The organism is Micromonospora olivasterospora, assembly GCF_007830265.1.
Classification (GTDB): Bacteria; Actinomycetota; Actinomycetes; order Mycobacteriales; family Micromonosporaceae; genus Micromonospora; species Micromonospora olivasterospora.
In genome coordinates this window covers 6,044,617-6,063,802 of record NZ_VLKE01000001.1, presented here as the reverse complement: position 1 = coordinate 6,063,802, position 19,186 = coordinate 6,044,617, and the positions used below count along the sequence as shown (strand labels likewise).

At 71.1% G+C, this 19,186-nt stretch carries 18 protein-coding genes and 1 pseudogene; 4 read left to right on the top strand and 15 right to left on the bottom strand.

The genetic code is table 11. The features are described 5' to 3' along the window. Positions 1 to 114: 114 nt before the first annotated feature. From JD77_RS27685 to JD77_RS27670, 4 genes are read right to left on the bottom strand one after another with little or no spacing between them, the layout of a single operon-like run. Complete coding sequence (locus tag JD77_RS27685; protein WP_145776821.1) at positions 115 to 591, bottom strand: MarR family winged helix-turn-helix transcriptional regulator; 477 nt, start codon at positions 589 to 591, stop codon at positions 115 to 117. A 59-nt stretch (positions 592 to 650) separates the two neighbouring features. Next, a complete protein-coding gene (locus JD77_RS27680; RefSeq protein WP_170286561.1) occupies positions 651 to 1,574 on the bottom strand; it encodes a CoA transferase in 924 nt (307 codons plus the stop codon). Further along, positions 1,571 to 2,047: a type 2 periplasmic-binding domain-containing protein gene (locus JD77_RS27675; RefSeq protein WP_246141028.1), complete on the bottom strand. Its 477-nt coding sequence runs from the start codon at positions 2,045 to 2,047 to the stop codon at positions 1,571 to 1,573. The genes JD77_RS27680 and JD77_RS27675 overlap by 4 nt, the downstream gene beginning before the upstream one ends. Then, positions 1,974 to 2,549, bottom strand: a complete 576-nt coding sequence (locus tag JD77_RS27670; protein ID WP_145776818.1) for a type 2 periplasmic-binding domain-containing protein — start codon at positions 2,547 to 2,549, stop codon at positions 1,974 to 1,976. The genes JD77_RS27675 and JD77_RS27670 overlap by 74 nt, the downstream gene beginning before the upstream one ends. A 423-nt stretch (positions 2,550 to 2,972) precedes the next feature. Here JD77_RS27670 and JD77_RS35715 point away from each other — a divergent pair. Both JD77_RS35715 and helR read left to right on the top strand, forming a co-directional pair. Beyond that, positions 2,973 to 3,084: pseudogene (locus JD77_RS35715) on the top strand (transposase); the annotation flags it as partial. A 393-nt stretch (positions 3,085 to 3,477) separates the two neighbouring features. After that, a complete protein-coding gene (gene helR, locus JD77_RS27660) occupies positions 3,478 to 5,622 on the top strand; it encodes an RNA polymerase recycling motor ATPase HelR (RefSeq protein WP_211372859.1) in 2,145 nt (714 codons plus the stop codon). A 103-nt stretch (positions 5,623 to 5,725) separates the two neighbouring features. Here the strand turns inward: helR and JD77_RS27655 are convergent, their stop codons facing one another. The 7 genes from JD77_RS27655 to JD77_RS27625 all read right to left on the bottom strand — a co-directional run bounded on the left by JD77_RS27655 (position 5,726) and on the right by JD77_RS27625 (position 12,688). Next, positions 5,726 to 6,655 carry a ribokinase gene (locus JD77_RS27655; RefSeq protein WP_145776816.1) on the bottom strand — a complete coding sequence of 310 codons (930 nt, stop codon included), beginning with the start codon at positions 6,653 to 6,655 and terminating at the stop codon, positions 5,726 to 5,728. Next, positions 6,648 to 7,661, bottom strand: coding sequence for a nucleoside hydrolase (locus tag JD77_RS27650; RefSeq protein WP_145776815.1), 1,014 nt, complete (start codon positions 7,659 to 7,661; stop codon positions 6,648 to 6,650). Before JD77_RS27650 ends, JD77_RS27655 begins: the two co-directional genes overlap by 8 nt. Further along, positions 7,661 to 8,557, bottom strand: a complete 897-nt coding sequence (locus tag JD77_RS27645) for a dihydrodipicolinate synthase family protein (protein WP_145776814.1) — start codon at positions 8,555 to 8,557, stop codon at positions 7,661 to 7,663. The genes JD77_RS27650 and JD77_RS27645 overlap by 1 nt, the downstream gene beginning before the upstream one ends. Then, on the bottom strand, positions 8,557 to 9,417 hold the full coding sequence (locus JD77_RS27640) for a carbohydrate ABC transporter permease (protein ID WP_145776813.1): 861 nt from the start codon (positions 9,415 to 9,417) through the stop codon (positions 8,557 to 8,559). The genes JD77_RS27645 and JD77_RS27640 overlap by 1 nt, the downstream gene beginning before the upstream one ends. Before the next feature lies 1 nt (position 9,418). Beyond that, positions 9,419 to 10,261 carry a carbohydrate ABC transporter permease gene (locus JD77_RS27635; protein ID WP_211372702.1) on the bottom strand — a complete coding sequence of 281 codons (843 nt, stop codon included), beginning with the start codon at positions 10,259 to 10,261 and terminating at the stop codon, positions 9,419 to 9,421. 67 nt (positions 10,262 to 10,328) lie between these two features. After that, positions 10,329 to 11,579, bottom strand: a complete 1,251-nt coding sequence (locus JD77_RS27630) for an ABC transporter substrate-binding protein (RefSeq protein WP_170286560.1) — start codon at positions 11,577 to 11,579, stop codon at positions 10,329 to 10,331. 98 nt (positions 11,580 to 11,677) lie between these two features. Further along, the gene (locus JD77_RS27625) at positions 11,678 to 12,688 is read right to left on the bottom strand and encodes a LacI family DNA-binding transcriptional regulator (protein WP_145776810.1); all 1,011 of its coding nucleotides are present in this window, start codon (positions 12,686 to 12,688) and stop codon (positions 11,678 to 11,680) included. Between the two features lie 699 nt (positions 12,689 to 13,387). Between JD77_RS27625 and rox the strand changes: the two genes are divergently transcribed. After that, positions 13,388 to 14,866 carry a rifampin monooxygenase gene (gene rox, locus JD77_RS27620; RefSeq protein WP_211372858.1) on the top strand — a complete coding sequence of 493 codons (1,479 nt, stop codon included), beginning with the start codon at positions 13,388 to 13,390 and terminating at the stop codon, positions 14,864 to 14,866. Here rox and JD77_RS27615 read toward each other — a convergent pair. From JD77_RS27615 to JD77_RS27600, 4 genes are all read right to left on the bottom strand, one after another. Then, positions 14,758 to 15,417, bottom strand: a complete 660-nt coding sequence (locus tag JD77_RS27615; protein ID WP_145776808.1) for a hypothetical protein — start codon at positions 15,415 to 15,417, stop codon at positions 14,758 to 14,760. The two genes, rox and JD77_RS27615, sit on opposite strands and share 109 nt — an antisense overlap. Further along, the gene (locus JD77_RS34870) at positions 15,417 to 16,403 is read right to left on the bottom strand and encodes a hypothetical protein (protein WP_145776807.1); all 987 of its coding nucleotides are present in this window, start codon (positions 16,401 to 16,403) and stop codon (positions 15,417 to 15,419) included. Before JD77_RS34870 ends, JD77_RS27615 begins: the two co-directional genes overlap by 1 nt. Continuing rightward, complete coding sequence (locus JD77_RS27605; RefSeq protein WP_211372700.1) at positions 16,400 to 17,143, bottom strand: DUF4132 domain-containing protein; 744 nt, start codon at positions 17,141 to 17,143, stop codon at positions 16,400 to 16,402. Before JD77_RS27605 ends, JD77_RS34870 begins: the two co-directional genes overlap by 4 nt. A 363-nt stretch (positions 17,144 to 17,506) precedes the next feature. Beyond that, complete coding sequence (locus JD77_RS27600; RefSeq protein ID WP_211372857.1) at positions 17,507 to 18,229, bottom strand: DUF2306 domain-containing protein; 723 nt, start codon at positions 18,227 to 18,229, stop codon at positions 17,507 to 17,509. A gap of 175 nt (positions 18,230 to 18,404) precedes the next feature. Between JD77_RS27600 and JD77_RS27595 the strand changes: the two genes are divergently transcribed. Continuing rightward, a complete protein-coding gene (locus tag JD77_RS27595) occupies positions 18,405 to 19,109 on the top strand; it encodes a TetR/AcrR family transcriptional regulator (protein WP_145776805.1) in 705 nt (234 codons plus the stop codon). Positions 19,110 to 19,186 lie beyond the last annotated feature (77 nt).

The following is a 19,186-nucleotide window of genomic DNA, read 5'->3' as shown; positions in this document are numbered from 1 at the left end:
TGTCCACCAACGTTCAACCGGATCTCCCGGTGGGGTGTGGTGGATCCTCGCCGGTTCGGCGAGCGGATCACGAGCGCCAGGTCGACCGAGCGCCACCGGTCGCGGCCCGTCGGCTCAGCCTCCCGGGAGACCGGCGTTGATCCGCTGGACACAGGCGCGGACGGCGGCCAGGAGCGCCTTCCTGTCCTTCTGCGGGACGCCCGCGAGCATCCGGTTCTCGATCTCGTCGGCGATCCGGTCGCAGCGCTCGGCGATCTCGCGGCCCTTGTCGGTGAGACGGGTCTCGAGGATCCGCTGGTTCTCGCCGGAGGGGGAACGGGTGATCAGCCCGTCGGCCTGCAGCGAGGCGAGAACCTGGATCATGGCCTGGGGGGAGACGTAGGCGCGGCGGGCGAGCTGTGCGTTGCTGAGGCCGCTGCGGGCCCGCAGCACGGTGAGGGTGACGTACTGGTGTGGGGAGAGGCCGAGCGGCTTGAGCCCGTGCTGCAGCTCTCTGGTGATCCCCCGGTCGAGGCGCCCGATCGCGTACAGCAGTCGGAGGTCCTGCGGCGGCGGGCTGCCGTCGGGCTGGGCTGACTCGGCCTTCGACACGGAGGCAGGTTACAGCGGCGGGATGCGGACCCGGCGGACGGCCGCATCCCGCCGCCGGCTCATCGCGCCGCCACCGCCGCGACGACGGTCACCGCGCGTGGGATGACACCGAAGCGGTGGAAGAGGTCGGCCGCGTACTGCTGCTCGGCCAGGAACTCCTCGTCCACCGCGTGTACGCCCCAGTGCCGGCCGGTCAGGGCCGGCCGCCACGACGCCGGGGTGCCCCCGCGGCTGCTGCGCGAGAGCAACTCGGCGACCTCGTCGATGTGGCGGCGTACGGTGCGCGGTTGCCGACGCGTTCCGGCTCCCGCCGGGAGTCCAGGTACTCCGCCAGCGGCTGGGCCCTGCAGCGCGACCGCGACGTCGAGCATCGACACGGTCAGCTCCCGCAGCTCCCCGCCCCGCTCGCGACCGAGCAGGGCGCTGACCACGCCGAGTGCCAGGACGAAACCCGAGGCCGCGTCGACGATGGGGGCGCCCGCCTTCATCGGCGGCCCGTCCGCCTCCCCGGTGATCGCCATCAGCCCCGACTCGGCCTGTAGCACGATGTCGACCCCGCCGCGGTCACGATCCGGGCCGGACTCGCCGAACGCCGACAGCCGCGCCACCACCAGCCGCGGGTTGCGGGACCGCAGCACGTCCGCGCCGAGTCCGAGCCGCTCCAGCACCCCGGGGCGGAACGACGACAGCACCGCGTCCGCCCCGTCGCACAGCCGTAACGCGGCCGCGTGCCCCTCGGGATCCTTCAGGTTCAGCACCACGGAGCGCTTGTGCGCGTTGTAGGCGGCGAAGGACGGCGCGGTCAGGCCCTGCGCCACGCGTCGCGATCGGGCGTTGCGCATCGGATCGCCCGCGGCGTCCTCCACCTTGATCACGTCCGCGCCCAGGGCCCCGAGCAGGTCGCCGGCGCAGGGGTCGGCGATCAGCCGGCTGAGGTCGATGATCCGGAACCCCGCGAGCGGGCCGGACGGGTTGGTGCTCAACCGTCGAACCCGGTTCCCTGGGCGCCGATGTTCACACCGGGGTCGAGCCGGTTGTCCGACACCCCCCAGCGCGCGAACGCCTCGGCGTAGTAGCCGTCCTTCTGCAACTCGCGCAGCGCGCCGAGGACCGCGTCCCGCAGCCCGTCGTTGCCCTTGGGCACGGTCCAGCCGAGCACCAGCGTGCCCGCCTCCGGGAGGGCGACCGAGTCCACCGGCTTGCCCTGGGACTTGTCCCACACCACGTTGAAGTCGCTGCCCACGTACGTGTCGATCCGTCCGGAGACGAGCGCCAGTTGCATCGACGGGATGTCCTCGAAGCTCGACACCTCCGGGTTGCTCCTGCCCGCCTTCCGGCACACCTCCTGCAGCTTCGGCAGCACCGAGAACGAGCCCTTGACCTCACCGAACCTCCGGCCGCAGACGTCCTCCGCCGCCTTCAGGCCGGCCGGATTGCCCGCCTTGACCATCAGCACGTTGCGGGACAGCAGGATGTCGACGAAGTCGTACTTCTCCTGACGCCCTGGTGTCGCCGTTGGTCGACGTGGTCAGGTCGATCCGCCGCGAGTCCAGGGCCAGGAGCTGGGACGCCGTGCTGGCGTAGTTCTCCGACTGGAACCGCACCGCCAGCAGTTGCTCCACCGCCCGGATCAGGTCCGCGTTCAGGCCCTTGACCTCCGTCGAGCTCGCACCCGGGAAGTTGACCGGGGGCAGGCCGACGCTGGTGGCCGTCCGTACCACCCCGGAGTCCCGAACGCTCTGCGGCAGCAACGCCCGCAACAACTCGTCGGCGGGGAAGGAGGGCTGTAGTTGAGCCTGGGCGGAGAGGTCGACCGTCCCGGTCCTGGCGGTGCCGGGGCTCGCCGCCGGCCCGCCGGGGGAGCCGCCGCAGGCGGTCAGCCCGAGCAGGGCGGCGGAGACGAACCCGGTGGCCAGCCGCCGGCCGAGCCGCGGCGTCAAGAAGATGTACGAGCCCATTGGGATCCCTTTGCGCAGGTCAGAGGAGGGGAGTGAGGTCAGGCGACATCAAGTGGCTTGATACTCGATGCACAGGCGACACGGTAGGCAACTTTTCCTATCGGATCAATAGGAATATGGCCGAGACCCTGCTCACGCCCGCCGGGCCGGTAGCCGGCGAGCCCGGCGCGCTGGCGGACGTCGTCGACCGGATCTGACCCGACACCGGCACTCCAGGCCGTGGCCGCGGACGCACACCCAGCCGGGCACGTCGGCCGGCTCACCACCACCGACGCCGACACCCGCAGACCAGCTAACTCGTGCCGAGCTGCCACGGAGGGCCACACATCCGAAATCTTGGACAGTTCTCGTCAGCAGCTGACGGCAACTGTCCAAGATCTCCACCACAGCCGCGCGGCGGCCCGCACCGGCGCCGGTGTCGGCGGACGCGCCGCCACCCGCGACCTGCGGGAGATCCTCAACGCGATCCTGTACGTCAACCGCACCGGCATCGTCTGGCGCTACCTGCCGCACGACTTCCCGCCCTGGCAGACCGGCTACGGCTACCTCACCGTCTGGACCGCGGACAACGTCACCCCCGGCATCGACGTCGAAGTCGTCTGCCGCCGGCGTCTGTCGAGGCTTCTGAAAGCACGCGTTCCGGCACGACGTCGCACTCGCGAGAACACGGGGGAGTGGGTCACGTTCGAGTCGGCGCCTGCCGCCGAGGGGATTGTCTTTCGCCGTGGCCGACGAAGGGAGGGGAACCACCTACTCCCTGCCACTCTCAACATATAGCGCACCTGGGGGCTTGCGGCAAGACCCGGGTCGTGCCGCAGAATCGCTGGCCGAGGCCGGGACCTGGGGAGCGTGGAGCCAGGACCGAGAACGCCTCGCCGCGCGCACCGGTTGCGAGCGGCCCCAGATCGGAGCTGATGCCGTGAACCCGCTGACCAGCAGCGCGTTCGACCTTCCCGACCACCTCTCTCCCAAGGCCGACCCGAGGCTGATCGCCGGCGACGAGCGGCATTTCGCAGCCATCGCGGAGAGCCTCGAGCAGTCGATCGCCGACCTGTCCGACCGGCTCGACACCGAGCGCAAGGCGCCTGGCGGCACGGGCCAGCAGGCGCTGGACCGGGACATGGAGATCCACCGGTTGACCGTTCGCCTGCGCGCCCTGCGCCGCTTCGGTCTGGATCTGTGCCTCGGGCGCATGGTCAACGCGGACGATCCCGAGCCCGTGTACGTCGGACGATTCGGCCTGACGGACGGCGCGGGTCGTCGGCTGCTGCTCGACTGGCGTTCCCCCGCGGCCGAGCCGTTCTTCGGAGCGACCCACGCCAACCCGATGGGCCTGGCGAGCCGCCGCAGGTACCGCTGGACCCGCGGCCGGATCAGCGACTACTGGGACGAGGTGTTCACCGAGGACGGGTTCGAAGGGCACGCCGCGCTGGACGACCAGTCCGCCTTCATCGCCAGCCTGGGCGGCACCCGGTCGCACCGGATGCGGGATGTGCTCGGCACCATCCAGGCCGACCAGGACGCGATCATCCGCGCGGGATCCCGTGGCGCTCTCGTCGTCGACGGCGGTCCGGGTACGGGGAAGACCGTCGTCGCCCTGCACCGCACCGCGTACCTCCTCTACTCCGAGCCCCGTCTCGGTCCCCGCCGGGGCGGCGTGCTGTTCGTCGGCCCGCACCAGCCCTACCTGACCTACGTCGCCGACGTCCTCCCCAGCCTCGGCGAGGAGGACGTGCAGATCTGCACCCTGCGCGACCTCGTCCCCGAGGGCGCCACGGCAGCGATCGAGACCGACCCGGACGTGGCCCTGCTGAAGTCGTCCGCGGACCTGGTCAGGGCGATCGAGGCGGCCGTCAGGTTCTACGAGGAGCCACCGGCCAAGGGGATGACCGTCACGACCGACGACTCCGACATTCGGCTGAGCGCCGACGACTGGGCCGAGGCGTTCGAGGCGCCGGGGCCCGGTACCCCGCACAACGAGGCGCGTGACGAGATCTGGGCGGAACTACTCACGATCCTGCTGGACCGGTACGACGGCGACGAGCCGGACGACCTGGTCCGCAGGTCGCTGCTGCGAAACCGGGAACTGCGCGCGACCTTCAACCGCGCCTGGCCGTTGCTCGACGCGGCCGACCTCGTCGGAGACCTGTGGTCCGTGCCCGCCTACCTGCGAAAGTGCGCCCCGTGGCTCAGCGCCGACGAGGTCCGGAAGCTACAGCGCGGCGACGCCCAGGCCTGGACGGTGTCCGACCTGCCGCTCCTGGACGCGGCGCGGCAGCGGCTCGGCGACCCGGAGGCGTCAGGGCGTAAGCGCCGGCACGAGGCCGCCGTCGCCGTCGAACGCGCGCGCATGACCAGGGTCGTGGACGACCTGATCGAGGCCGTCGACGACGAATACGGTGTGGGCCTCGTGACGATGCTTCGTGGCGAGGACTTCCACGACGCCCTGGTCGACGAGACGGCGCTGCCCGGCGTCGATCCGGACCGGCTCGCCGGCCCGTTCGCGCACATCGTCGTGGACGAGGCTCAGGAACTGACCGACGCGGAGTGGCAGATGCTGCTGCTCCGCTGCCCGTCCCGGAGCTTCACCATCGTCGGGGACCGCGCCCAGGCCAGACACGGGTTCACCGAGTCCTGGCAGGAGCGGCTCGAGCGGATCGGGCTCGGCCGCATCAACCTGGCCTCGCTGACCATCAACTACCGCACGCCGAGAGAGATCATGGCGGAGGCCGAGCCGGTCATCCGGGCCGTCCTGCCGGACGCCAACGTGCCGACCTCCATCCGCAGCAACGACGTGCCCGTCGTACACGGATCCGTGTCGGACCTGGGCTCGATCCTCGACGGCTGGCTCGCCGCGCACGCCGAGGGAGCCGCCTGCGTCATCGGCGACCCCACGTTCCAGTCGACGTCCCGCGTCCGCTCGTTGACCCCGGAGCTGGCTAAGGGACTCGAGTTCGACCTGGTGGTCCTCGTCGACCCCGAGGCGTTCGGCACGGGCATCGAGGGAGCGGTCGACCGTTATGTCGCGATGACCCGAGCGACCCAGCAACTCGTCATCCTCACGACACCCTGAGGCCGGCCGAGACGACATGCCAGACGGGGTCTCCCCAACCGCCGACTTCATCGCCGCGTCGCGCATCGCAACGACGAGAGTTTCCAGGGCAGCGACCGGCCGGTCACCTCGCAATGACGGTCCGCCGCACCGTGGATCGGAGCGTGTCCAGCTCCGCGTCGTCGACGGGCCGGGTCCACCGGGCCCCCGACCGGGTGGTGGACAGGCTGGCCACGCAGACCGCGGTCTCCGCCGCCGCGACGAGCTCCGCCCCGGCCGCGAGCTCGGCGGCCAGCACCCCGCACAGGCAGTCGCCCGCACCCGTCGTGTCCAGTACCCGCACCGCCGGCGGGGCGATGTGCGTGACGAGGTCGCGCGTGCGCTCGTACACGTAGGCGCCAGCGCCGCCGAAGGTCGCGACCACGTCGCCGTACCCGGGGGCCTCCCGCACCGCGGCGGCGGCCTCGTCCGGAGCGATCAGCGCGTCCCGGCCGAGCAGGCTGCGCAGCTCGAACTCGTTCGGCACCAGCACGTCGACCCGGTCCAGCAGCTCGACCACCCCATCGACCATCGGCGCGGGGTTGAGCACCACGAGCCCGGCGGCCCGCTCGGCGACCGCGCGGGCCGTCTTCAGCGGGATCTCCAGTTGCAGGAGGACGACCCGGGCCGTCGCCAGCGGGCCGGGCGGGACGTCGGCGGTGTCCAGCAGCAGGTTCGCGCCCTGGTCGACAACGATCGAGTTGTCGCCCGAGCCCTGCTCGACGATCACCACCGCCGTCCCCGACGCCGCGGGCTTGACCACGAGGTGGGTGGTGTCGACACCGGCGGCGGTCAGGTCCGCCCGCAGGAACTCGCCGACCTCGTCGTCGCCGACGGCTCCGACGAACGCCACCCCGGTCCGGGTGGCCGCGGCGACCGCCTGGTTGCCCCCCTTGCCGCCGGAGTGCCGCGAGCGCGACGACGCCGCCAGCACCGTCTCGCCCCGGATCGGCAACTCCGGCACCGGATAGACCTCGTCCAGGTTGACGCTGCCCACGACCAGGAGGTCACTCACCGCGCGCCTCCTTCTCCGTCTGCTGCCCCGGCGCGGTGCCGGCGGCCCGGATCCCCGCCACGAAACACTCCAGCAGCGCGTCGACGTTCAGCCCGGTCGCGACCTCGATCGGCGGGTGCGGAGGCTCCGGCTTGCCGGCGACGAACGGTCGCCGATCGGCCAGCGTCGCTCCCCGGGTCAAGCCGCGCGCCAGCTCCACCTGGACGCTCCACGGCTGGTACTGACCGTACTCGGGGTGCAGCAGCAGGATCGCGGCCGTCGGGTCGTGGATGGGACAGCTCTGCCGCCCGTAGGCCACCGAGAAGTACGCGGAGAACCTCCTGATGATCTGCTGGGCGAGCCGGCCACCGGGGGTGGCCAGGCCGTCGATCGCGGCCAGCTCCGCCGGCCGCAGCCAGGTGGTGAGGGTGACGTCCAGCCCGGCCAGCACGCAGCGCCGCCAGCCGGCCGAGAAGACCAGGCTCGCGGCCTCGGGGTCGTGCGCGATGTTGGACTCGGCCCAGGGGGTGTTGTTCCCGGGTACGGTCACCGCGCCGCCCATCACCGAGATTCCGGCGATCAGGCTCGGCAGGTCCGGCTCGATCATGAGCGCCAGCGCGATGTTGGTGAGCGGCCCGACGGCGACGATCTCCAGCTCGCCCGGGTACCGCCGGGCGAGCTGGACGAGCTGCTCGGCGGCGGAGCTGTCGGAGCGTACCCGCACCTCCCGGTCGATGGGGATTTCGCCCAGGCCGTCGGAGCCGTGCACCCGGGCGCTGTACTGCACCGGCTGGGCCAGCGGGCGCCGGGCCCCGACGGTCACCGGCACGTCCGGACGGCCGAGGGCCTTCAGCACGGCGGCGGAGTTGTGCGCCCCCTGCACGGCCGAGACGTTGCCGTGCACCGAGCCCACCGCCACCAGTTCCACGTCGGGCCGTCCGGACAGGAAGATCAGTGTCAGGGTGTCGTCGAGGCCCGTGTCGCAGTCCAGCACGATCCGGCGCCGAGCGGTCACGGTCTCCGCCATCACGCCGTCCCCTGTTCCGTCAGCCGGGCCAGGTCGTCGCGGATCAGGGCCACCTCGGCCGGGCCGAGCGGCGCGAGCGGCGGTACGGGCTGACCCACGTCGATCCCCAGCGCGGCGAAGAGTCCCTTGACGCCGCGGCCGGGTCCGAGAGTGCGGAACACGTTCAGCGCGGAGTCGAGCCGGTGTTCCCTCGCCTGCGCCGCCGTCCACTCACCCCGGACGGCGAGGTCGTAGATCTCCACCGACTCGGCGGGGAAGGCGGCCGCCGGACCGGACATCCAGCCGCACGCTCCGGACAGCATCGCGGCGGTGGGGGGTACGGCCGTCGCGGAGAAGTACCGGATCCCGCCCGAGGTGGCATCCAGCCACCGGGCCACGTTGGTGATCCGCCCGGAGGCGTCCTTGACGTGGTGCACGCCGTGGTCGCGGTGTGCCGCCGCGATGACGTCCGCGGAGAACTCGACGTGGGTGAGATGCGGATGGTGGTAGAGCACCACCGGCACGTCCACGGCGGCGGCGACCGCGCCGATCATGCCGAGGATCTCCGCCGGCCGCAGCGGGAAGTAGGCGAGGATCACCAGCAGGATGCCGTCGCTGCCGGCGGCCACCGCCTCGCGTGCGCCCCGCACCACGGACGCGGTGTCGAAACCCCCGACCCCGGGTACGACCGGGACCCGGCCCCCGGCGGCGGCGACGGTGCCCTCGATCACCGCCAGCCGCTGGTCGCCGGTCAGGTAGGGCAGTTCGCCGCTGCTGCCCAACGGGGTCAGCCCGTGTACGCCGGCGGCGAGGCAACGCTCGACGACGTCGGCCAGCGCCGCCCGGCGTACCGTGCCGTCGGCGTCCAGCGGTGTGGGCAGGTACGGGAAGACCCCGGACCACGGTTGCTGTGTCATTACTTCACTCCGGTTCCGGCGATCGACGCCACGAAGTACTTCTGCGCGTAGAGCAGCAGGCAGAGCGGGATCGCCGCGGTGATGACCGTGCCCGCGAAGATCGCGCCGAAGTCCACGAACGTCTCCTGGGAGAACTGCGCGATGGCCACCGGGGCGACCTGGATCGCCGGGTCCGGCGCGATCAGCAGCGGCCACAGGAACGCGTGCCACTGGAAGACGAACAGGATGAGCGCGGCACTGATCAGCGCGGGCTTGGACAGTGGCAGGTAGATCCGGAACAGGATCCGCCACCAGCCGTACCCGTCCATCTGTGCGGCCTCCAGCAGCTCGCGCGGGATGTTCCGGAAGAACTGCCGCAGCGCGAAGATCGCCAGCCCGTTGCCGACCGCCGGCAGGATCAACCCGTCGTAGGTGTTCTGGAACCCGGCACCGGAGAGGACCTGGCTGAGCGGGATCGCCAGCGCGTCGAAGGGCATGAGGAAGCCCACGAGGGTGAGCCCGAACAGGAACTTCTGCCCCCGGAACTGCAGTACGCCGAGCGCGAAGGCCGCCGCGGAGCAGAGGATCAGCCCGATGACGATGGTGAACAGCGCGACGATGACGGAGTTCACCACCGGCGAGGCGAATCCGGTGTCCATCAGGGTCCGGAAGCTGGACCCGGTCAACGTGGTCGGCCAGATCGACTTGATCGACAGGGGGGAGAGGTAACGGAAGATGTCCCCTTCCGGGCGCACCGAGCTGACCAGCGCGAACCACAGCGGAATCACGGAGTAGAGCGTCGCGCCGATCGCCAGGGCCAGCAGGACGCCACGCTTCAGCCGGCTCCCCGACCTCGCCTGACGTTGGTCTCCGGTCGACATGTCAGTCCTCCGAGGGAAGCAGTTTGAACTGGATCGAGACCACCGCGAGGATGATGCACAGCAGGATGAAGGTCTCCGCCGACGCCGCCGGCAGGTCACCGGTGACGTAGGCCCGTTCGTAGATGTCGAACATGATCAGGTTCGTGGAGTGGTCCGGGCCGCCGGCGGTCAGGGTCTCGACCGGCGCGAACACCAGGAAGTTGGCGATCGTGTCGGCGACCAGCACGAACAGCAGCGGCCGCTTCAGCTGAGGCAGGGTCACCCGGAAGAACGTGCGGAGCGGCCCGGCCCCGTCGATCTTCGCCGCCTCCAGCGTGTCGCCGGGGATGTCCTTCAGGCCGGCGACGAGGAACATCATCCAGTACCCCACGCCCACCCACGAGACCAGGATGATGATCCCGGGCAGGGCCTGGAACTTCGAGGTGAGGAACGGTTGGTGCGGCAGGCCCAGCGCGCTCAGCACCGCGTTGAGCGGCCCGTCCGGGCGGAACATCACGCCCCAGATGATCGCGCTGACCACCTGCGGGAGCGCCGCGGGCAGGAAGATCAGCGTCCGCCAGAGCCCGACCAGGGGCAGCCGTTGGGTGAGCAGCACGGCCAGGCCGAGGGCCAGCAGGATCTGGAACGGGTTCACCAGGACCGTGAACAGCAGGGTCTGTCGTACCGAGGCGAGGAACGCCGGGTCGGCGAAGACCCGGGCGTAGCTGGCGAACGCCCCCTGCGGGTCGGACAGGCTGGTCCGGATGGCCTCGACCGCCGGTACGAGCCGGAAGAACAGGATCGCGACCAGCGCCGGCCCGAGCATCAGGAACGCGGCGAGGCCCGTACCGCCGATCTTCCGCACGGGACGCCTGCGGCGGCCGGCCCGCCGGCGCGCCTGGGGGGCGCGCCGGCGGGCGTGACGGACGTCGTCATTTCCCGAACCGTCCCAGAGTGTTGACCAGCTGCGCCTGACCGTCGGCGAGTGCGCTGTCGACGTTCGCACCGTTGCCGATGTTGTCGATCATCTTGTTCACCACGGCCTCGAAATCGGTGTATCCGACGCTGGAGGGGCGCTTCACCGCGGTCTGCGACAGCTCGTCGGCGATCAGCTGCGAGGTGCCGGCCAGTTCGGGCCCGGCGCTGTCGATGAGCTTGGCCCAGGCGGCGTACGCGTGGTTGTTGGCCGGGATCCGGGCGATGTCCTGACCGGAGAGCACGGCGCCCTCGTCGTTCAGGGTCAGGAACGAGATGAACTTCTTGGCTTCGGCCTGGTGCTTCGAGTACGGGCTGACGGCGAGGGCCCACGAGTCGGTCGGGGTCGCCGGCTTGCCGCCCGCGAAGGTCGGCGACGGCGCGACGCCGAACTTCAGGTCGGCGTTCTTCTTGAAGGTCGCGACGGACGGGGTGTTCGCCAGGAAGTACGCGATCTTGCCGTTGGCGAAGAGCGCGGGCAGCTGGGTGTACTGGATGCCCTTCGGGGTGATGCCCTGGCTGAACAGCCCCTGGTAGAAGGTCAGCGCCTTCTTCCAGCCCTGGTCCTGGATCGCCGGGGTGAGGTTCTTGTCACCGGACAGCCCGGTGCCGCCGCCGGCCGAGACGATCAGCGGCTCCAGCTGGTAGTAGCGGCCGGGCTGTTCGAAGGCGAAACCGTACTGGGCGCCGGCGGCCTGGGCCTTCTTGGCGTCGGCGGTGAGCTGTTCCCAGTTGAGGCGCTTGTCCGTGGCCATCGCCGGGTCGGCGATGCCGGCCTTCTTCAGCAGGTCCTTGTTGTAGTACAGCAGCATCGTGGACGTCCACAGCGGCAGGGCGTACAGCTTGCTGTCGAAGGTGGTCGCCTGGACCGCCTCGGGGCTGGCCTGCTTGTCGGCCTCGTCCTTCAGATCGTCGAGCGGCAGCAGGAAGCCCCGGTCGACCATCGAGGGGATCTTCGGCTCGTCCGCGGTGAACGCGTCGATCGAGCTGTCCTTGCCGCCGAGGCGGGCCTGCAGCACCTGGGAGAGCTGGCTCGCCGGGTTGGACACGTACTTCACCTTGATGCCCGGGTTCGCCTGCTCGAACGCCGCGATCGCCTTGTCGTAGTAGCCGTCGGGCTGGCCGCCGACGAACTGGAGGGTGACGTCACCCCCGCTCCCGCTGTCGCCGCCGGAGACGGGACCGAGGCACGCCGTCGTGGCCAGCACGGCCAGCAACGGGACCGAAAATATGATCTTTTTTCCGGCACGCCAATTCATGGCAGTATCCAACTCCCTATTTCCTGAATTCAGCTGTTTGTTGACCGTCAGGTCGCCGGAGCGGCGGTGGAGTCGCGTATCCGCAGTTCCACCGGAATGCACACCTCCCGCGGATCGGTCGGCGATCCCGACCGCACGGCGTCCATCGCCGCTGCCGCGATCGCCCGCACGTCCTGTCGCACCGTCGTGATCCCCGGAGTGGTGTACGACGCCACCGGCACGTCGTCGAAGCCCGCCAGCGAGAAGTCCCGCGGGATCCGCAGGCCGTGGTCGCGCGCCGCGCAGTGCACGCCGATCGCGATGAGGTCGTTCGAGGCGAAGACCGCGGTGAAGGGCGCCGCCCGTCGGACCAGCGTGTCCAGCGCCGCGCGGCCACCCGCCTCGTCGAAGGTGCTGGTGACCACCAGCCGCCGGTCGTAGCGGATCCTGTGCGCCTTCAGCGCCGCCCGGTAACCCTCGTACCGCTCCAGCGCGACGTCGCAGAACTCCGGACCGCGCAGGTGCGCGATCCGCCGGTGCCCCAGCTCGATCAGATGCTCCGTCACCGCCCGCGCGCCGGCGAAGTTGTCCGAGTGGATCCGCACCGCGTGGGTGGACGGGACCGCCCGGTCGAGCGCGATGAACCGCAGGCCGGCGTCCTCGTACGCCTGGACCTCCCCGGAATCGGCCCGCAGCCCCATCACCAGTACGTGTTTGATCTTCTTGGACAGCAGTACGTCGAGGTTCCGCTGCTCGATCCGCTCGTCGTCCCGGGTGCTGCACAGCAGGACCGCCAACCCCGACCGCTCGGCCAGGATCTGGATCTCCTTGACGAGACTGGAGAAGAACGGGTTCGAGATGTCCGGCAGCAGTACCGCGACGGTGTTCGACGCCCGGCGGGCAAGATCGCTGGCCAGGCTGTTGCGCCGGTAGCCCAGCTGGTCCGCCGCCGCCAGGACGCGCGCCTTGGTCTCCGGCGCGATGCCGTTCGCGCCGGCCAGCACCCGACTCACGGTAGAGGCGGAAACGCCGACCGCCTGGGCGACCTGGTAGATCGTCGGCGGTGAACCGGTGGTCACGTCGTCCTCCTGGCGTCATCTCGCAACCGGTTGCGCAACCGGTTGCGTGGATCCTTCGCCTGCTCAGAGGGATTGTCAAGCCCCCGGCGCCAATCGACGTGAGCAAGGGGACGGGCCCGTCACGGATGCGCCGGATGGTCCCGATACGCGCCAGGTGCCGGAGTCGTCGGGCCAGGGGTTCTCCCTGGTCAGCCGGCGGGTGGGAGCCACTGCCACGGCATGCGGAAGTTGCGCACCCACGACCCGGTTCTCCCCACCGCGCCGCACGGCGGCGCCTGGCGGCCCCCGGCGACCACCGCGCGAAGGGGAAAGAACAGCCACGCCCTGGTGGTGGCAAACCCGATCAGCGTCGCCGTCGCACGGGCCCGTTCGGAGTCGTGATCATGTGGCTGGGAAAGGACTGGACGGGATGATGCTCGGGCTTGTAGCTTGCGGGTTGCCCGTGACACCGCCCGAGGAGGTGAGACCCATGAACGCCGTATCGATGTGGGTGCTCCGCCTTCCCGTCACGGTCGGGCGATTGACGTAGGTGTCGCCGGGAGCGCCTCGCCAACAGGGCACTCCCGAAAGGCCACACCTATGCACTCCCTGCCGTTCACCGCCGAGCCGTCGTCGAACGATACGGCCGAGCGCGACTCCACCGTGGGCGACGTCCCCGGACTCCCATCGCCGGTCTCCGACGCCGATCGTGCGCCCCTCATGTTCGACGTGATCATTGCCGGGTGCGGGCCGACGGGTGCGACACTGGCCGCCGAACTGCGGCTGCACGATGTGCGGGTACTCGTCCTGGAGAAGGAGACCGAGCCCAAGTCGTTCGTCCGCATAGTCGGTCTGCATGTTCGCAGTATCGAGCTGATGGCAATGCGCGGCCTGCTGGATCGCATTCTCGAACGCGGAAGACAGCGTCCGGCCGGCGGCTTCTTCGCCGCCATCGACAAACCCGCGCCCAAGGGCCTGGATTCCGCGCACGCCTATCTGCTGGGCATCCCGCAGCCGGTCATCGAACGCCTGCTCGAAGAACATGCGATCGAACTGGGCGCGCACGTCCGGCGTGGTTGTGCGGTGGCCGATTTCGAGCAGGACGACGAGGGTGTGACCGTCGAGCTGGCCGACGGGGAACAGCTGCGTTCACGTTATCTCGTCGGCTGTGACGGCGGGCGCAGCACGGTGCGCAAGCTGCTCGGCGTCGGCTTCCCCGGCGAGCCCTCCCGGACCGAGACGCTGATGGGTGAGATGGAAGTGGGTGTGCCGCAGGAGGAGATCGCCGCGAGGGTGACCGAAATCGGCGCGACCAACAAGCGATTCTGGCTCAGGTCCTTCGGCGGAGGGGCATACAGCGTCGTAGTTCCCGCCGCGGGAGTCAGCGATCGCGCGGAACCACCCACCCTCGAGGACTTCAAGCAACAGCTGCGCGCCATCGCCGGAACCGATTTCGGCGTGCACTCCCCGCGCTGGTTGTCCCGCTTCGGCGATGCCACACGGCTGGCCGAGCGTTATCGGGTCGGGCGGGTGCTGCTGGCCGGCGACGCGGCACACGTCCATCCGCCCATCGGCGGGCAGGGCCTCAACCTGGGCGTACAGGACGCATTCAACCTCGGTTGGAAACTGGCCGCACAGATCCGCGGCTGGGCGCCGGCGACCCTGCTGGACACCTACCAGGCCGAACGTCATCCGGTCGCCGAGGACGTGCTGGACAACACCCGGGCCCAGATGGAACTGCTGTCCACCGAACCGGGCCCGCAGGCCGTGCGCAGGTTGCTCACCGAACTGATGGACTTCGACGAGGTGAACCGCTATCTGATTGAGAAGATCACCGCGATCGACCTCCGCTACGACCTGGGGGAAGGCCCCGACCTGCTCGGTCGGCGGCTGCGCGACATCGACATGGAACAGGGCCACCTCTACGGTCTGCTGCACCGCGGCCGCGGCCTGCTGCTGGACCGCACCGAACGCCTGACCGTCGATGGCTGGTCAGACCGGGTCGATTACCTCGCGGATCCCACTGCGGTACTGGATGCTCCGTGCGTCCTGCTACGCCCCGACGGCCACGTCGCCTGGATCGGCGACGATCAGCAGGACCTGGACGACCACCTCTCCCGCTGGTTCGGCGAGCCCGTCAACAGGCGTAGCGCCTCGACCGGACGTTTGCCCAGCCAGTCCACCGACTCCGGCAGGTAGGGCAGCCCGGCGGCGAACCGGTCGCGGATCCGGGCCCGCAGCCAGTCGGTCAGCAACGGCCGGATGCCCGGCGTCCCGACCATCCGGCGCAGGGCGGCGTGCTGGTCGTCGAGCTGGTCGAGCCCCCGGTGCAGGGCCGCGGTGAACCGGTCGTCGGCGGCCACCGCGAGCAGATCCCGCTCTCCCTCGACCTTGACCCAGTGCGCAAGGTCCAGAACGTCGCGCTCCTTCGTCGGGGTCACCGGCAGGTCGAGGGCGAGCAGCAGGTCGAGCAGGTCCAGGTCGCCGTCGGCGGCGAGGGTCTCGCCGCCGACGGCCAGTTCGGCGCGCAGCCGGTCGGCCATCCGCTCGACGAGTGGGTACAGCTCCGGCACCCGGCGCCGGTGGTGGTGGCCGGAGTTGGCCCGGGTCACGAAGCGGCGCAGCCAGCCGACGGAGCCGTCCTGCGGGCGGGCCGCGTCGGGCACGTCCGGCTCGGACAGCCCGGCGAGCGCACCGGTGTCGCTCAGCAGGATCAGCCACGGGGCCAGGTTGTTCCGGTCGGTGGGCATCAGGTCGAGCAGGCTGCCCCGGATCGCCGGATCGCCGGATCGCCGGATCGCCGGATCGCCGGGTCGCGGCCGGCCAGCGCCGTCACCGCCGGCAGGTGCGCCTTCCACCAGCCGGCCGGCGCCTCGGCGGCGACCGGCAACCGGAGCAGCTCGGTCAGGTAGGCAGGCTCACGATCGGCGACGGCAGCGGCGCCGGTCCTGCCGGCGGCCCTGGTTGCCGCCCGGACCAGCCGGTTCACCGCGGAGGCCGACTGCGCGGACGGAACCACTCCAGCGGCCGCGGCCCGCAGTGCCAGCCGGCAGAACCGGTCCAGCGCCTCGGCGGCCGGCAACCGGGCGGACAGCTCCTTCGCGTAGCCGGCCAGCGCGGTCGCGGACACCACCTTGGCCGACGCGAACCTGAGGTAGACCTCGTCCAGCCGGTTCAGGTCGATCGGCAGGCCGTGCTGCGCCTCGGCCTTGCGCGCCCTGTTGAACAGTTGCGTCGCGTACGTGTCCTGCCCGGCGGCCAGGAACACCCGCGCCGCCCGCTCGAAGAACGTCGGCAGGAGGTGGGGGAGCGTACGGGCGAACCGGTCGGCGACGGCCTGGTGCCCGTCCAGGGCGGCCTTCGGCCGGGACCGTGCCTGCTTGGCCAGCTTCTGCAGCTCCGGCACCACCGCCAACGCGTGCCGGCCGTCGGCCGGGTGGTGTACCAGCACCCACTCGGGAAACGCCAGCGGACGGCGCGGGCCCAGCCCGACGACGGCCGGCTCGGCACCCGGTGTCAGGCCGAGAAACCCCGCCGCGATGTCCTCGCCCTCGCCGAGGGCGGCGTCGACCAGGCGGACCACCGGCCGGTCGTCGAGGGCCGGGTGCCGGTAGGTGCGGGCGGTGAGCGGCACCGCCCGGTCGGCGGCCCCGGCGGTGCCGGTCGGCAGCACCGCACCGGCGGCCAGCAGGCTCCCGGCCGAATCCTCGCCCGGCATCGTCGTCCTCCCGGTCACGCCTTTCTCCCCGTTCCGGTCACGGCGCCGGACAGGGCCGTCGCCATTCGCATTCCTTCCGACCAGGCCACGGGCCCGACCTTAATCAACCGCAGCGTCGGCCCGTCCACGAGCGGCCAGGAGAGGGTGCCCAGGGTCGCCTCGGAGTCCCAGTAGTCCTCGTCGAACCGCAGGGCGGCCTCGACCGTGCGGCCGGCCTCCCAGACCGGGCACGTGACCTGGGAGCCGGAGACCCGGAAGCCGAGCGTGGCGGCCCGGGCGGCCAGCCGGTTGGGGACGGTGGTGCCGCGGAAGTCGGTGACGGTGGTGTCCCGGTCCCTCAGGTCGGTGGGTTTGCCCCAGGTGCCCCGGTGCAGTTGCTCGATCCGCTGGGTGACGTCCAGTTCGTCGGCGAACTCGCGCAGGTCGGCCAGGTCGGGCAGGCGTACCGGGTGGGGCAGCGTGGCGCTGGCCGGCGAGAGCCGGACGGTCTCCCCGTCGAGGTTGACCACGCGCAGGTCACCGGCGTCGGTGACGTCCCGCAGGAAACCCGGCTCGGCCGGGTCGTCCCCGAGCACCACGAGGTCGCGCAGCGCGCCCTGCCAGGCCGGGTCCGGCCAGACCCGGGCCAGCAGCCCGGTCGGCACCGGCAGCGAGGACACCACCCAGGCGTCGACCCGGGCCAGGCACTCGGCGGCGTGCCGATCCAGCCACTGGGCGAGCTGGCGCAACCGGTCCACCTCGGGGTTGTCCCGCAGCACCTTCGGCAGGGTCTACAGTGGACGGCCGGTGGCCTGCGGGCCGGCAGACCGGGCTGCCACCTTTCCGTCCACGAGAGAGATCTCGTACGAGTCTCCCACCGGTAGCCAGCCCATCAGGAACACCCTCCGCAGTGGCAAAATAGCCAGATTTCGTGAGGAATCGGCCACGATCGACAACGCAGCGAACGCTAACAGTAGTGACCGACAGGACAGGCGCCCCTTGGCTGGCGGCGACGGACGTGCCGGCGCCGGGGCCGTCGGGACGCGACCGGCCGGACCTGCGGGAGTCGCAGGTCCGGCCGGTTCGGGCGCGCCGTGGGCGGTCGGGCGGTGGCCTGACGCGGCGACGGTCGGTGACCTAGATCACAAACTGCCGCCTGAGGTGGGCGTCCGCGCGAGCGACGTCGCCGGTGCCGGCGGCTGCTGCGGCCTCGCGGCAGCCCGGGCGGCCGGCGAGGGCTCGGCGAGCTCTCCGGCGGTGCGGCCCGGCTTGGTCCGCCGCCTGCGCAGCGCCCACTCCGCCACGGCCAGGTTGATCACCCAGCCGGCGGTCACCAGCAGTACGCGGGTGTGTCCGCTGGGCGGGCCGGCCAGCAGCATCCAGGGCAGGTGGGTCAGGACCTGCGTGCCCGCGCCGAGGCCGATGGCGTAGCCGCGGGCCATCCAGGCCTGGTGCCGCGGGATGTCGCGGCGCCGGACGGCCGCGACGCCGAGAACGATGCAGCAGGCCATCGCCGAGCCGGCGCCGAGCCGGATCGGGGTCAGGAGCACGTCGTCGGCGGGTGGGCGGGGGTAGAACACGGTCATCCACAGGCCCGACAGCGCGGCGGCGAGCCCGCAGGGGATCAGCAGTCGCCCGGCGATCCGGTGCCAGCCGGGTCTGCGGCGGCGGAGGCGGCGGGCGAACTGGAACGCGCCCAGGAGGCAGAACAGGCTCGCGGCGACGATGTGCACCAGCACGGGTGCCGGCGAGGCGACGAACCGGGCGTTGTCCGGCGTGACCGTCGCGCCGCCGGTGAGCTCCGTGAGCCGGGCGGCGCCGGCGATCACCGGAACGGCGCTGAGCAGTATCAACCCACCGGGCACCAGCCACTCTCGCTTGGTCGGGGAGGTCATGGCAGATCCCTTCCTCTTCCGGGTGGCCACGTCGACGCGGCGGTGAGAGGTGTACGGCGTACACCTAACGGTCAGAGTAGGGTGTACGTCGTACACCGTCAAGAGGGGGTACGGTTTGGCGACCGCTCAAGGGAAGGCGACGAACATGGCCCAGCTGCAGGCGGACGGTGTGCGCCGGGCCCCACTCAACCGGGACCGGGTGCTGCGCGCCGCCGTCGCGCTCGCCGACGACAACGGCATCGACGCGGTGAGCATGCGCAACCTCGCCCAGGAACTGGGCGTCGTGCCGATGGCGCTCTACAAGCACGTGGCCAACAAGGACGAACTCCTCGACGGCATGGTCGACGTCATCGTCGGTGAGATCGATCCGCCGGCCGGCGGCAGCGACTGGAAGCCGGCGATCCGCCGGCGCATCCTGTCGGCGCGACGTGCGCTGCTACGCCACCCCTGGGCCTCGCGCGTGATCGAGTCCCGCCCGCGGCCCACCCTGGTCGTCCTGGACTACCTGAACTCGATCGTCGGCATGTTCCGGGCCGGCGGTTTCTCCGCGGACCTCACCCACCACGTGATGCACGCTCTCGGCAGCCGGGTGTGGGGGTTCACCCAGGAACTGTTTCCCGGGTCGCCGCTGCCCGCTGACCCGGAGCTGGCGGCGACCATGTTCCGCGACCTCGCCGGCAGGTACCCCCACATCGCGGAGATAGTCACGTCCGCCGCCGCCCACGACGACGGGTCGGTCGTGGGCGGCGGCTGCGACGACCAGTTCGAGTTCGAGTTCGCCCTCGACCTGCTGCTCGATGGCTTCGACAGGCTCCACCGCCAGGGGTGGACGTCCCGCGGGCAGGCCTGACAGGACGACGACCCCGGGACCTCGCAGGGTCAGGTGATCCGACGCTGGATCCGCCAGGTACGCAGGTTGCTGACATC

What these genes read in the sequence shown, in the direction of transcription:
- JD77_RS27670 (WP_145776818.1), bottom strand. Translation starts at nt 2,549, where the DNA reads ATGGGCTCGTACATCTTCTTGACGCCGCGGCTCGGCCGGCGGCTGGCC.
- JD77_RS27650 (WP_145776815.1), bottom strand. Translation starts at nt 7,661, where the DNA reads ATGGCGGAGACCGTGACCGCTCGGCGCCGGATCGTGCTGGACTGCGAC.
- JD77_RS27645 (WP_145776814.1), bottom strand. Translation starts at nt 8,557, where the DNA reads ATGACACAGCAACCGTGGTCCGGGGTCTTCCCGTACCTGCCCACACCG.
- JD77_RS27640 (WP_145776813.1), bottom strand. Translation starts at nt 9,417, where the DNA reads ATGTCGACCGGAGACCAACGTCAGGCGAGGTCGGGGAGCCGGCTGAAG.
- rox (WP_211372858.1), top strand. Translation starts at nt 13,388, where the DNA reads ATGTTCGACGTGATCATTGCCGGGTGCGGGCCGACGGGTGCGACACTG.
- JD77_RS27615 (WP_145776808.1), bottom strand. Translation starts at nt 15,417, where the DNA reads ATGCCCACCGACCGGAACAACCTGGCCCCGTGGCTGATCCTGCTGAGC.
- JD77_RS27595 (WP_145776805.1), top strand. Translation starts at nt 18,405, where the DNA reads ATGGCCCAGCTGCAGGCGGACGGTGTGCGCCGGGCCCCACTCAACCGG.